The sequence below is a fragment of the Rhodococcus sp. SORGH_AS_0301 genome, assembly GCF_030818285.1.
GTDB lineage: Bacteria > Actinomycetota > Actinomycetes > Mycobacteriales > Mycobacteriaceae > Rhodococcoides.
Window position 1 is genome coordinate 2,940,340 of the sequence record NZ_JAUTAC010000002.1, and the last position, 12,535, is coordinate 2,952,874.

A 12,535-nucleotide genomic window follows, 5' to 3' on the forward strand; every position below is an offset into this window, starting at 1 on the left:
CTCCGGTGGCGGAGACCTCGGCCCGAGGTCAGGCGGGGAGCGTCACTCCGACTCGTTGACGATGGCCGACATGATGTCGACCGCGGTACGCATCGCCACGAGCTGGTCCGCGTCGAGCCCGCGCAACTGTTCGGTCAACCACGCCTCGCGGGCGTTGACCTCGTCCTCGATGACCTGACGGCCCGCGTCGGACAGCGACACGATGATCTGACGGCCGTCGGTGGGGTGGGGCATCCGGTCCACGTACCCGAGATCGCCCAGGGACGCGACGACGCGCGTCATGGACGGCGGCTGTACGCGCTCGCGCGCTGCCAGGGTGCCCGGAGTCATCGCGCCTTCGCGTGCGAGGGTCGCGAGAGCGGAGAGCTGCGTGAGCGTTACCTGGCTGGTGCGGCGGCCTCGCAGGTGCCGCGTCATACGGACGACAGCGAGGGAGAGGTCGCCGGCCAACGCACGCAGTTCCTGAGGCATCGCCACAGGATACGGCACGTGCGGGTGCTGAACGACCCGCGCGAGCAGCGGATCTGCGCCGACTACGTGAGCGCGTCCGTGATGGGCCCGAGGGCGAAGTACGCGACGAAGAGCAGGGCCACGATGCCGAGAAGTGGGTGGACGCTGCGGATCTTGCCGCGACCGACGGCGAGGACGACCCAGGTGATGAATCCGACGCCGATGCCGTTCGCGATGGAGTAGGTGAACGGCATGACCACGATGGTGAGGAACGCGGGCAGCGCCACATGGAATTTGGTGAAGTCGATGTCGGCGACCTGCCCGATCATCAACGCCCCCACCACGACGAGGGCCGGTGCGGCCGCCTCGATGGGGACCACCGAGTACAGCGGTGTCAGGAACATCGCGGCGAGGAACAGCACGCCCGTCACCACGTTGGCGAGGCCGGTGCGCGCACCCTCGGCGATTCCCGACGCCGACTCGACGAAGACCGTGTTCGACGACGCCGAGCCCGCGCCGCCCGCGACCGCGCCGACACCCTCGACGACGAGCGCCTTGCCGACGCCCGGCAGCGTGCCGTCCTTGCTCGCTAGCCCGGCCTCCTTGCCGAGCCCGGTCATGGTGCCCATGGCGTCGAAGAAGTTGGCCAGCACCAGCGTGAACACCAGCAGGCTGGCCGCCAGGACGCCGATGCGGGTGAAGGCGCCGAACAGATCGACGTTGCCCACGAGTGACAGGTCGGGGAGGTCGACGACGACGTCGGGCAGCGCCGGCACGCTGAGGTTCCAGCCCTTCGGGTTCACTCCCGCGGAGGCACCGGTGTCGGTGATCGCCTCGATGATCGCGGCCACCACGGTGGTGACGACGATCCCGATCAGCAACCCGCCCCGCACCTTTCGCGCCACGAGGATGCCCATGAGAAGCAGACCGAAGACGAAGGTCACCGTCGGCCACGACGCGATGGACCCGTCGATGCCCAGGCCGACCGGAACGGTGGTGCCGGCGATGTCCGGCACACGACGCACGAAGCCTGCGTCGACGAGACCGATGAGCGCGATGAAGGCGCCGATGCCCGCCGCGATGGCAGCCTTGAGTTCGCTGGGGATGGCCTCGAACACGGCGGTGCGGAATCCGGTGAGCGCCAACACCACGATGATGATGCCGTCGATGACGACCAGCCCCATGGCCTCGGCCCAGGTGACCTGCGGGGCGATGGTGACGGCGAGCAGCGTGTTGATGCCGAGTCCCGCCGCGATGGCGAACGGGTAATTGGCGATGACACCGAAGAGGATGCTCATGACGCCGGCCACGAGCGCCGTGACGGCGGCGACCTGGGGCACCGGGAGGATGTCGCCCAGCACGTCGGTCTTGGCCGCCGCGTCGTCGGGCGAGAAGCTGCCGAGGATCAGCGGATTCAGCACCACGATGTAGGCCATGGCGACGAACGTGACGACGCCTCCCCGCACCTCGGCGGACATGGTCGATCCGCGATCGGTGATCTTGAAGTACGAGTCGAGGAGAGACGTCGCGCGAGACATGAAGTGGAGACTAGGCCATGACCCGGTGAGGGGCGCGGGTAGCGTCGGCGCCGTGCGCCCCACCCCCGCCACCCCGCCCGGACTGCCACCGCGCGTGACCGATCCCGCTCCGGTGCTCGCTGCCGGGACGCTGCTGTTCCTCGTCGCCGCCGTCGTGTGCTCGGTGGTCGACTCCTTCTCGGGCGCAGTCGCGGTCTGCTGGACGGGAACCGCTCTGGGCGCGTTGGGGTTCGGACTGTTCGCACTGCAACGCCGCGCTGCTCGCCGCGGCCGACGCACGGCCCAGAAGGGGCTCGTGCACCCGCCCGAGGTGTGACCCGGGCGACAGGTTCCGGGCGCGAAAACCCCCTCTGACGTGCTGGAACTCACCCTCGTCGAGGTTGAGTAACACGGACGTAACGTGGAGAATCGGTTATGTCAGTTCAGCTACTCGAGCAACGTCCGGAGAGATAGAAGTGAAGTACGTCGAAAGTTTCCTCAACCGCCGCCGCCACGTTCGGGCACTGCGTGATCTCTACGCACGCGCGAACAATGTGGGCAGCCCCGCGATGCGTGACGAGCTTCTCGTCATCGCCCAGCGCGACCGCTGAGTCGCGACACCACCGCGATACCCGCGACACCGACCAGGGCCCCCAGGAGCCAGCCGACGACGACGTCGCTGAGCCAGTGCGCCCCGAGGTAGACGCGGGAGAACCCGATGAGCAGCGTTGCCGCCGTGACCACGGCGGCCGCTGCTCTCGTTCGTTTCCGGGCAGTGTCGAACGCGCCGAGCGCGACCAGCAGCGTGATCACTGCCGCCGCGAAGGTCGCCGACACCATGGCGTGACCGGACGGGAACGAGTAGGTCGAGATGTCGACGAGACGCTCGGGCACCGGCGGCCGGGTCCGGCGGATCGCGTACTTGAGAGCGTTCATGACGAGCCATCCGGTGAACACCGTGGCCACGAGGCCCGGCCCGAGATGGCGGTGCCCCCGGCGCACCAGGATCAGCGCGACCACCACCGTCACGAGTGCGACGCCCGCGGTGTTGCCCACCGTGGTGATCACGGTCATGGCGTCCGTCAGGGCCGCGCTCCGGTGATCCACCATCCAGTCGAGGACATCACGGTCCGCGCTCACGGCAGCACCGTCCGTGACACGTGCGTCTCGCCGTCGTCGGTGACCCAGAAGGGCACCGCTCGCTCCACTCGCACGGTGCCGCGACACCGCACCACCAGGTCGTCGTGCAGGACGACGACGTCCGGGACCGGCCACGACGAGATCGCGCGTGCGGCCGCGAGGGCGGGATGGGTGTCCACCGTCGCCAGCTCCCCCACCGACACGATCTCGACGCTCAGCGCCGTCGACGCCGTCTCCACGTCGAGGAGATCCGCGAGGGTGTCGGCGGACGCCGTCGACCCGAGCACGACTCGGTCGGCGGGTAGCAGGGCGATCCACCGCGGGTGATCGAGGACGACCACCGCGGCGGGATCGGCCACGCTGCCGGCGAGAGTGCGTACCGCCTCGGGCGGATCGATGTCGCGTAGATCCACCCGCCCGGCGTCCACCGCCTCGGCGAGGAGCGTGTGGACCCGGATCGCCACCGCGGGAGACACCACACGATCGGGATCGGCCGCCGCGGCGAGCAGATCGGCCGCCGTGTCGGCGTCGTCGATCGCGGGACCCGCCAGCGCCGCGGCGAACTCGGCGGCGCGGGGATGGTCGACGGGGTCCAGCAGTCCACGCAGGGAGTCGTCGCCGGGCAGACGGAGCAACCCCAGCGGTGTCTCGTTCACCCGCGCGTGACGACGCAGCCACCAGGCGGTGTAGCCGGTCCGGTCCCGCACCGCCGCGGCCGTCACCGGATCGTCGACGATCTGGGTGAGCGCGTCCGCCCAGCGCGCCTCGTCCACCAGATCGAGATCACGCACGGCGACCAGGGTGCCGGGCTCACCGGAGAGACTGTCCCACCACGCCTCCTCGTCGTCGAGATCGTGATCGGGACCCGCGGGGGTCTCGTCCACCACGACGCCGAAGCCGTGACCCACGCCCACCACCCGCAGGGCGTCCGCGCCGTACCGGTCGACGACGGACCGATCCACCACGCCGAACGGGCTGTCCCGCTGCAACACTCGCCGTAACGGCGAGTCCGGCAACAGCAGTTCGTCCGCCGCCCGCATCTCGCCGTCCGACGAGAGCAACGGCAACGACCCGACGGAGCCGATCCTCGTCCCGCCGCCGACGGCTGCCGCGAGGGTCAGCACGTCGTGCACCAGTTCCTCCGGCACGTCGTCCGGATCCTCGAGCATCGCTGCCAACGCGGGGTCGGCGAGCAGGTCGGCCGGGCGAGCGGTCCGCGCTCCCGCGCGGCGGAGCAACGGATGGGCGGCGTCCGGGTGCACCACACGAGCCCACCCGACCGAGCCGAGACGGTCGCCGTCCACCAGCACCACCGTGCGGGGACCCGTGACGGTGCGGCCGTCCGTCAGCGGAACCGGCAGCGCCGCACACTCGTCGACGTCCGCCGAGTCGTGCACGATGTCGGTCAGTGCGTCGTACAGGCGGTGCCACCAGATCGGCGGCCGCGACACCCCCGACAGGCTCTCGACGATGCCCGCGAGCCCGAGCCGACGCACACCGCCCGCCGCCAGAGCCGTCGCCGACGCGCGATCCGATGCCTCGGGTGCCACCAGACCCGGCACGACGTCCACGAGGAGATCGGCCAATTCGGCCGAGATAGAGTCCACCACCGCGGCATTCGCGGGACGTACCGCCCGGCCCGCCGCCGTCGGGACCCACGCGGTCGACTCCAGGTCGCGGACGAGCGCCGCGCGGACCGCCTCGTCGACCTCGGACGCCGGCAGTCCCGGACGCGGTACCGCGGCGGCCCGATGAGACGCCGGCAGGTCGGCGACCAATGCCGCGTATCCGGTCGCCACGACCGAGAGGTCGGCGCCCGGAAGGACCCGTCGACGGTCGGGCTGGAGGGGGACGTCCGCGATCAGGAGCAGCGGAATAGTCAGCACCTCATCGGATCTGGTGGGCGCACGCAGCACGTCCCGCGTCAGTGGCGCGGGCGAGTCCGGCGTGAGACCGTCGTCCTCGAGCGGCAGAAACCAGCGTGCGGCCGCCGCGTCGCCGCGCCACCATCGTCGGCCGCCGACCCGCACGTCCGTCCACGCTCCCGGGCCCGACGACACCTCACGCACGAGTTCGGTCCCGTCGACGGAGATCGACTGCAGCGCATCGAGTTCGAGCATCAGATCGATCGACTCACGGGCGGCCGCGGTCAGCACTTCGGCGACGTCCACGACGCCGTGCAGCACGACCTCGGTGTCCCAACCCGGGGTCGGCACGTCGTCCGACGCCCACGGCAACCGGAGGACGGGAACGCCCTGCTCCGGCTCACTGAGCCCACGCGCGGCGATCGCTCGGCGCGTCCTCGATCCGTCGAACACGATCGAGCCCGACGTGGATCGGATCTCGATACGCTCGGACACCGCACGGACGGCGGTGAACCCGACTCCGTATCGCCCGACTGACGTGGCGTGCTCGGAAGTCTTGTCGGACGCTCGCAGCGCGGACAGCGCCTGCACCCCGGTGATCGACAGCGGCACACCGACATTCGCGACGTGCAGCGCGTCGCCGACGGACCACACCGCCAGGCGACCGGGAACGTCGGCGCGGGAGGCGGCGTCGGCGGCGTTCTGCGCCAGCTCCGTGATCACGCGATCGCGGTAGCCCCCCACCACCAGATCGGCCTCCGTGGCCGCATCCTCCCGCAGTCGGGTGGGCGACGACGACCAGGCCGCGAGAACGGACTCGCGCAGTGCCTCCGTCCCGAAGGGGTCGGTCAGAGGGTCGACGACGACTCCGTGATGTCGGTGACCGCCTCGGTGTCCCGGGGCTCGGTGTTCCGGGGCTCGGTGTTCTGGGGCTCGGTGTTCTCGGTCGGCGTGGTCTCCAGGGCACCGTCGTCGTAGGCCGCGTACGCGGGCGATCCGGCGCCGGTCGGTCCCTCGGTGTCCGAGTGCGCACCGCAGCCGTACGCCGCGTGCACCACGTGTCCGTCCGCGGCCAACTCGTTTCCGCACACGCCGAACGCAGCGCTCAGCGAACCCTGCAGAGCGAGATAGAAACCACACGTGACGCACGTGCCCGGCGCCGCCTTGGCCATCGGGGAATCGGGACCGAAGTCGCCCTCGGCCCACCGCTCGGCGGCCTCGAGCCGACCCTCGCGGCTCATGACCTGCTTGCGACCGAGACCGAGTTCGAGGGCGACGTCGTCGACGGCGGGATCGCCGGTGGCCAGGTACCCCGGCACCAGTCGGACGTCCTCGTGGCGTGGCGGCAGCAGGTCACCCGGAGCCAGATCGCCGGGACGGATGCGCTCGTCCCACGGAACCCACGTCGGCGCCACCAGGGCGTCCGGACCGGGAAGCAGGGCGAGTTCGCTGACGGTGACGGTCTCGGAGCCGGGGGGCGCTGCGACGACGACCGCCCACTGCCAGCCGCCGTATCCGGGCAGGTCGGCCGCGAAGCGGTGGATCGCAGAGGCCTCGTCGACGGCCTCGACCCCGAGGTGGGCTCCAACCGGGCCTTCGCCCGACTCCACGACGGCGGCCTGCGCCACGGACACGGCGTCGGCGAGGAGCGGGGGGATCTCGGTCACGACAGGGGCACTCACACCCCCTATTTTGCAGCATCGGCTCGCGTCGTGCGCCCACCGGGCCTGACAGGATGGCCGCATGCGTTCGGGTCTCTTGCGTTCAGGTTCGGGAGTCGGCCGCGCGATCGGGTCCGGAACCGTCGCCGCCGCGGTGGTGCTCGGTGGATGCGCGCCGGACCCCGCACCGCCGGCCGCGGACGTGCCCCGCTTCGGCGTCGAGATCGTCGGCACGTCGCCGCACGACACCGACGCCTTCACCCAGGGTCTCGAGATCGACGGTGACCGATTGCTCGAGGGGACGGGCCGCGAGGGCCGCTCCCGCGTCACGGCGTCCGATCGGGAGACGGGCGACGTGCTCACGGAGGTGGACCTTCCCGCACCGCTGTTCGGCGAGGGCCTCACCGTCGCCGGCGACACGGTGTGGCAGCTGACCTGGCAGGACGGGATCGCGGTGGCCCGAGATCGCGAAACTCTGCTGGAGCGGCGACGTGTCGACTACGACGGCGAGGGCTGGGGTCTGTGCCTCGACGAGTCGAGTGCGGGATCGAGCGGCCGCCTCGTGATGAGCGACGGCACCGACACCCTCACCTTCCGAGATCCGGTCACCTTCGAGCCCACCGGCAGCGTGCGCGTGACTCGGGGCGAGCGGCCGGTGACGTCGATCAACGAGCTGGAGTGCACCGCGGACGGGATCTACGCCAACATCTGGAAGACCGACGACATCGTGCGGATCGATCCGTCGACCGGCGCCGTGACGGCGATCGTCGACGCCTCGCCGTTGCGTGCCGCACTCGAGGACACGTCCGGAATCGACGTCCTCAACGGCATCGCGGCCGTCCCCGGCACGTCCCGCTTCCTCGTGACCGGCAAATTGTGGCCCACTCTGTTCGAGGTCGAGTTCCGACCACGGTGACCGAGGGACGCCGCCCCCGCCGAGCGAGTCGCCCACACTCCCCGACCCGAGGTGGGGGACAATGACGGGGTGACAGGTCCCGACGATCCGCGCCCCGGTTCGCGACATCCGGGATGGGACAACTACTCGCCGTCCGAGCGACTCCCACCCCGTCGATCGCCGCTGCCTCCGCTGCATCCACCGACGGCCGGACCGGGCGAGACGATCCCGGGCGACCCGACCACGGCGCCCGACCCGACGACACGCATGCCGAACCAGGACACCGGTCCCCGCCGTCCCCGCGTACCGCGCAAACTGACGGTCACCCGCGTCGCGGCGATGCGTGGTCGTGAGATCACGGGCAAGGGCATCGCGACGTTCCGACGCGCCGCCACCGCCGACGGAGCCGACAAGTCCGGTCTCACGGCGCTCACCTACGCGACGATGGCCAACTTCGCCTCGGACGCGGCGATGGCGGTGGCGCTGGCCAACACGCTGTTCTTCTCCGCCGCGACGGGCGAGGACAAGACCAAGGTCGCCCTGTATCTGCTCATCACCATCGCCCCGTTCGCGATCATCGCGCCCCTGATCGGCCCCATGCTCGACCGCCTGCAGCAGGGTCGCCGCATCGCGCTGGCCACCTCGTTCGTCCTGCGTGCCGTCCTCGCCGTGGTGCTGGTCTTCAATTTCGACACCTGGCTCCTCTATCCCGCCGCGCTCGGGATGATGGTGCTGAGCAAGTCGTTCTCGGTGCTCAAGTCAGCCGTCACCCCTCGGGTGCTGCCACCGGACATCGACCTCGTCCGGGTGAACTCCCGCCTGACCGTGTTCGGGTTGCTGGGCGGCACCATCTCGGCGGGAGCGGTCGCGGGTGCCATCGCGTTCGCACTGGGTTCCGCCGGGGCACTGTGGTTCACGTTCGCCGTGACGGTGTTCGGCGCGTATCTCTCCATGCGCATCCCGTCCTGGGTGGAGGTCACCGAGGGTGAGGTGCCCGCGACGCTCGGGTACCACGCCGAGGCGACCACCGGCGCGATCGGCATCGTCCCGGCGCCCAGCAAACGCCGGCAGCCCCTCGGCCGCGACGTCCTCACCGGACTGTGGGGCAACGGCACCATCCGCGTGCTCACCGGCTTCCTCACGCTGTACGTCGCGTTCGTGGCGAAGTCCCGCACCGAGCACGAGCCACTCCAGCAGGCACTCATGTTGGCGTTGGTGGGCGCGGCGGCCGGACTCGGGAACTTCGGCGGCAACGCCGCCGGCGCCCGGGTGAAGCTCGGTCGCCCGTCGGTGCTGGTGGTGCGCTGCACCGCGGCCGTCACTGCGGTCGCGATCGTCGCGGCTCTGACGAACAGCCTGCTGACTGCCGCGCTCGCGGCTCTCGTCGCGTCGGGCGCGAGCGCGCTGGCGAAGGTGTCGCTCGACGCGTCGTTGCAGAACGACCTGCCTCCCGAGTCGATCGCGTCCGGCTTCGGGCGCAGCGAGACGGTGCTGCAGCTGAGCTGGGTCATCGGCGGCACGTTCGGCGTGCTGCTCCCCACCGAGTACTGGCTGGGTTTCACCGTGGTGTCGGTGGTCCTTACGATCGGCCTGGTGCAGACATTCGTGACCCACCGGGGCGGCTCGCTGCTTCCCGGCTTCGGCGGCAAGAGACCGGTACGAGCGGACCAGGAGGTGGCGGGCAGCGAACTGCGCCACGCCACCGGCCGAATTCCCCGAGTGGATCAGGACGCGGGCCGCGCACCCGCGGGCGAGGACGCTCCCCGATGACGACACGCAAGATCCTGTACGGACTGTCCGCACTGGTCGCCATCGTCGGCGTCGCCTTCGTGCTGGTGGTCGGCAAGGCGATCCTCGACGCCCCCGAGGAGTCCCCGCGGGTGTCCGCGTACGCCGACGGCCGGTACGAGGAAGTGGAACCGTTCCGGTACTGCCCGGTGCAGGAGCCGCTCTGCGACTACGAGGGCACGACCGCGACGATGCCCGTGCGCGAGGGCCATCCGCTGCAGTTGTCCCTGCCGGGCGCCATCTCGGAGAACCCGTGGGGCTTCGCCAGCGTCTACGGAGACCCGGACTCCGGCGACGTCGTGGAAGCAGACGAGTACTTCGCCCCCGGGACTCGGAACACGCTCACCGTGCCGCCGGTGAACGAGGACGGACTCGTGCTCATCGGCGTCGAGGTGCGCCTGCCGTCCGGTGTCATCGACGTCGACACCGACCAGGAGGAGATCGTCAGCCACGCCATCTGGTCGATCGCCACCACGACGGCCCTCTAGGACACTGCGGGCTCGCGTGACGGATTCACCACCCAGTTCGAGCACTGGCGCACGCACGGCCGCTGGGAGTGAGCGCCCGGGTCAGCTGTCCAGTTCGCGGGCGACGGCCCGGACCACCTCGGAGATCTTCTGGGCGGTCTTGCGGTCGGGATACTTGCCCTTGCGCAATTCGGGCTGCACGGTGGCCTCCAGAAGCGTGATCATGTCCTCGACCATGCCGTGCAACTCGTCGGGCGTGTGCTTGCGAGCGGTCGGCTGATCGCGGCGGGCGGCGGCACCCGCCTGACGCAGTGAGGGCGCCGGGTCGAGAACCTTCAGCGACAACGCCTGGGGTCCGCGGCGTCCGGCGGCCATGCCGAACTCGACGCGCTGGCCGGCCTTCAGGCCCTCGACTCCCTGCGGGAGCGCGGACGACCGGACGTACACGTCCTCACCCTCCTCCTGCGAGAGGAAGCCGAAACCCTTGTCGACGTCGTACCACTTCACCTTGCCGGTCGGCACCGATCTCACCCATTCGTCTCGTTGATCGCGTCACATGAATAATCGCGCCCGTTGCCGCCGCCCATGACGGGCCCTGGCGCTCGGGACGCGATGAGTCCATGGTACTCCGCTGCGCGAACGACGAGCACCTCGATATCGCGGGGCAGGCGCCGGGTAGGCCGGAGGCCGGTCGGGGCATCAGGACGGCGGGATAGTGTGCTCTCTCGTGACCGACTCCCCCCGTACCGGAACCCCGGCGCTCCTGGTCGCCGCCCTCGTCTGTTTCGGGCTGGGCCTGCTGGCGATCGTCGTCATGTTCGTGACGCTGCTCGTCTGGGACGATCCGCCCGGACTGTGGATCTATCTCTCGGCGATGCTGTGCCCGCTGGGGTTCCTGCTCGGTCTGATCCACGCGCTGCGGTCGGGCCGCCGAGCCCGGCGCTGACACGGCGGAACCGGGCATACTGGTCGCATGCGCCTGCTGCTGAACGTCATCTGGTTGATCTTCGGCGGCCTGTGGCTTGCTCTCGGCTACTTCGTGGCCGGCATCGTCTGCTGCATTCTCATCGTCACCATCCCGTTCGGTATCGCGGCGTTCCGCATCGGGGTGTACGCCCTGTGGCCCTTCGGCCGGACCGTGGTGGACAAGCCCACGGCGGGCGTCGCCTCGGTGATCGGCAACGTGATCTGGATCGTCGTGGCAGGGATCTGGCTGGCCATCGGGCACATCCTCACCGCGATCGCCATGGCGATCACCATCATCGGGATCCCGCTGGCGTTGGCGAACCTCAAGCTGATCCCGGTGTCGCTCATGCCGCTGGGCAAGGACATCGTCGACTCGGACGCACCGTTCGTGGCCACGCGCTACTGACGTCGGGGCGCGCACTCAACAGAACGAACGGTTCCTTCTCGGCGTGGCCCGAGGGGTGATACACGTCGGATCGGTCTACCATCCTGTGCGTGATACTGAAGAAATCCGATGACCGCACCTTCGGATCACACAGGATCTTCGTCGCCCTCACCGTGATCGGTGCCGCCGTGGCGCTCGTCGCGCACGATCGGCTCATCCCGTTCGACGTCCCCAAGTTCGGGTTGTTCCGGTTCGGCATCGACGCTCTCGTGTACCGCGCCGGCGGAGCGACGGTGCTCAACTCGTCCCCGCTGTACGCCCACGATCTGGTCGGCGAACTCCCCTTCACGTATCCCCCGTTCGCCGCGCTGGTGTTCGCACCTCTCGGGGCGATGTCCACTGCGACGACCAACATTGTCTTCTGGCTCGGGAACATCGCGCTGCTCTATCTGATCGTCCGGTCCTGCTGGATGGTCCTCGGCTTCCGCGACGACCGCAGTCTCCGCATCGTCAGCGCCGCACTGTCCATCGTCTTCACGTGGCTCGAACCGGTGCGCATGACCATCTGGCTCGGTCAGATCAATCTCGTGCTCCTGGCGCTGGTGCTGTGGGACCTGTCGCGGCCCGAGGGCAGCCGGCTCCGCGGGATCGGGGTAGGCATCGCCACCGGCATTAAGATGACTCCCGGACTGTTCCTCGTCCACCTAGCGCTGACACGGCAGTGGCGGGCACTGGTCGTCGGCGTCGTCACCGCCGCGGCGACCGTGGTGCTCGGCTTCGTCGTGCTCTTCTCCGACGCGGTCACCTACTGGTTCGGCGCCATCTCCGACTCGTCCCGCATCGGCGACATCTCGTCCGGCGCGAACCAGTCGCTACGCGCGTCGATACCGAGGTGGTTCGGCATGACCGAGGCGCCGACGCTGCTCTGGATCGTCATCGCCGGAGCCGTCTGCGTGGCCGGCCTTCTCGTGGGCGCGGCGGCGCACCGCCGGGGGTTGCCGCTCCTCGGCCTGATCGTCATCGGCCTGACAGCGCCTCTGGTGTCCCCGTTCTCCTGGGGTCACCACTGGGTGTGGCTCCTGCCGCTGGTCATCGTCTGCATGGACGTCGCACTGCGTGCCTCGAACCCGCTCGCCTGGATCCTGCCGCTCGTCGCGAGCCTGCCGCAGATCGCCTGGTTCTGGGTGGCGCCCGGTGACGTCTACGCGATCGGCACCTTCATGCTCCCGCCGTCGAACCGACTCGAGGGTGTGGCGCTGCAGACCGTCTACCCGACCACGGGTGTCCTGGTGCTCGTCGTCGTGGCTGTGATCCTGCGCACATGTGACGTCGGACACATAACGAAGCGGTCACGAACGGGTGACGAGACGGTGGTCAGCACGTCTTCGCCGTCCTAGCTGC

General features: G+C 69.8%; 14 protein-coding genes. 8 read left to right on the plus strand and 6 right to left on the minus strand.

Translation table 11 applies throughout. From position 1 onward, the window contains the following. Positions 1-42 precede the first annotated feature (42 nt). The gene (locus tag QE397_RS14420; protein ID WP_056447507.1) at positions 43-471 is read right to left on the minus strand and encodes a MarR family winged helix-turn-helix transcriptional regulator; all 429 of its coding nucleotides are present in this window, start codon (positions 469-471) and stop codon (positions 43-45) included. A gap of 62 nt (positions 472-533) precedes the next feature. Further along, the gene (locus QE397_RS14425) at positions 534-1,988 is read right to left on the minus strand and encodes an NCS2 family permease (protein WP_027504226.1); all 1,455 of its coding nucleotides are present in this window, start codon (positions 1,986-1,988) and stop codon (positions 534-536) included. A 52-nt stretch (positions 1,989-2,040) separates the two neighbouring features. Between QE397_RS14425 and QE397_RS14430 the strand changes: the two genes are divergently transcribed. Both QE397_RS14430 and QE397_RS14435 read left to right on the plus strand, forming a co-directional pair. Further along, entirely contained in the window at positions 2,041-2,304 is a 264-nt protein-coding gene (locus QE397_RS14430; protein WP_307095482.1) for a DUF2530 domain-containing protein, read from the plus strand. A 139-nt stretch (positions 2,305-2,443) separates the two neighbouring features. Continuing rightward, complete coding sequence (locus QE397_RS14435; RefSeq protein WP_261769702.1) at positions 2,444-2,578, plus strand: hypothetical protein; 135 nt, start codon at positions 2,444-2,446, stop codon at positions 2,576-2,578. On the opposite strand, the gene QE397_RS14440 is transcribed toward QE397_RS14435, so the two are convergent. From QE397_RS14440 to QE397_RS14450, 3 genes are read right to left on the minus strand one after another with little or no spacing between them, the layout of a single operon-like run. Then, a complete protein-coding gene (locus QE397_RS14440) occupies positions 2,556-3,107 on the minus strand; it encodes a phosphatase PAP2 family protein (protein WP_307095484.1) in 552 nt (183 codons plus the stop codon). The genes QE397_RS14435 and QE397_RS14440 overlap by 23 nt on opposite strands. Further along, a complete protein-coding gene (locus QE397_RS14445) occupies positions 3,104-5,824 on the minus strand; it encodes a sacsin N-terminal ATP-binding-like domain-containing protein (protein WP_373425297.1) in 2,721 nt (906 codons plus the stop codon). Before QE397_RS14445 ends, QE397_RS14440 begins: the two co-directional genes overlap by 4 nt. Then, the gene (locus QE397_RS14450; RefSeq protein ID WP_373425238.1) at positions 5,821-6,717 is read right to left on the minus strand and encodes a DUF3027 domain-containing protein; all 897 of its coding nucleotides are present in this window, start codon (positions 6,715-6,717) and stop codon (positions 5,821-5,823) included. Before QE397_RS14450 ends, QE397_RS14445 begins: the two co-directional genes overlap by 4 nt. Between QE397_RS14450 and QE397_RS14455 the strand changes: the two genes are divergently transcribed. From QE397_RS14455 to QE397_RS14465, 3 genes are all read left to right on the plus strand, one after another. Beyond that, a complete protein-coding gene (locus QE397_RS14455) occupies positions 6,716-7,549 on the plus strand; it encodes a glutaminyl-peptide cyclotransferase (RefSeq protein ID WP_307095487.1) in 834 nt (277 codons plus the stop codon). The two genes, QE397_RS14450 and QE397_RS14455, sit on opposite strands and share 2 nt — an antisense overlap. 69 nt (positions 7,550-7,618) lie before the next feature. Beyond that, positions 7,619-9,298, plus strand: coding sequence for an MFS transporter (locus QE397_RS14460; protein ID WP_285187861.1), 1,680 nt, complete (start codon positions 7,619-7,621; stop codon positions 9,296-9,298). Further along, positions 9,295-9,804, plus strand: a complete 510-nt coding sequence (locus tag QE397_RS14465) for a DUF2771 domain-containing protein (RefSeq protein WP_307095490.1) — start codon at positions 9,295-9,297, stop codon at positions 9,802-9,804. Before QE397_RS14460 ends, QE397_RS14465 begins: the two co-directional genes overlap by 4 nt. 81 nt (positions 9,805-9,885) lie before the next feature. Here QE397_RS14465 and QE397_RS14470 read toward each other — a convergent pair whose 3' ends face one another. Beyond that, positions 9,886-10,305, minus strand: coding sequence for a cold-shock protein (locus QE397_RS14470; protein WP_307097568.1), 420 nt, complete (start codon positions 10,303-10,305; stop codon positions 9,886-9,888). Positions 10,306-10,510: 205 nt separating this feature from the next. On the opposite strand from QE397_RS14470, the gene QE397_RS14475 reads away from it, so the two are divergent. From QE397_RS14475 to QE397_RS14485, 3 genes are all read left to right on the plus strand, one after another. Beyond that, a complete protein-coding gene (locus QE397_RS14475; RefSeq protein ID WP_027504235.1) occupies positions 10,511-10,729 on the plus strand; it encodes a hypothetical protein in 219 nt (72 codons plus the stop codon). A gap of 27 nt (positions 10,730-10,756) precedes the next feature. After that, positions 10,757-11,155 (plus strand): YccF domain-containing protein, encoded by a 399-nt coding sequence (locus QE397_RS14480; protein ID WP_056446832.1) that lies wholly within the window; start codon positions 10,757-10,759, stop codon positions 11,153-11,155. 89 nt (positions 11,156-11,244) lie between these two features. Next, complete coding sequence (locus QE397_RS14485) at positions 11,245-12,531, plus strand: glycosyltransferase 87 family protein (RefSeq protein WP_307095492.1); 1,287 nt, start codon at positions 11,245-11,247, stop codon at positions 12,529-12,531. Positions 12,532-12,535: the final 4 nt, after the last annotated feature.

What these genes read in the sequence shown, in the direction of transcription:
- QE397_RS14420 (WP_056447507.1), bottom strand. Translation starts at nt 471, where the DNA reads ATGCCTCAGGAACTGCGTGCGTTGGCCGGCGACCTCTCCCTCGCTGTC.
- QE397_RS14425 (WP_027504226.1), bottom strand. Translation starts at nt 1,988, where the DNA reads ATGTCTCGCGCGACGTCTCTCCTCGACTCGTACTTCAAGATCACCGAT.
- QE397_RS14455 (WP_307095487.1), top strand. Translation starts at nt 6,716, where the DNA reads ATGCGTTCGGGTCTCTTGCGTTCAGGTTCGGGAGTCGGCCGCGCGATC.
- QE397_RS14450 (WP_373425238.1), bottom strand. Translation starts at nt 6,717, where the DNA reads ATGCGGCCATCCTGTCAGGCCCGGTGGGCGCACGACGCGAGCCGATGC.
- QE397_RS14465 (WP_307095490.1), top strand. Translation starts at nt 9,295, where the DNA reads ATGACGACACGCAAGATCCTGTACGGACTGTCCGCACTGGTCGCCATC.
- QE397_RS14480 (WP_056446832.1), top strand. Translation starts at nt 10,757, where the DNA reads ATGCGCCTGCTGCTGAACGTCATCTGGTTGATCTTCGGCGGCCTGTGG.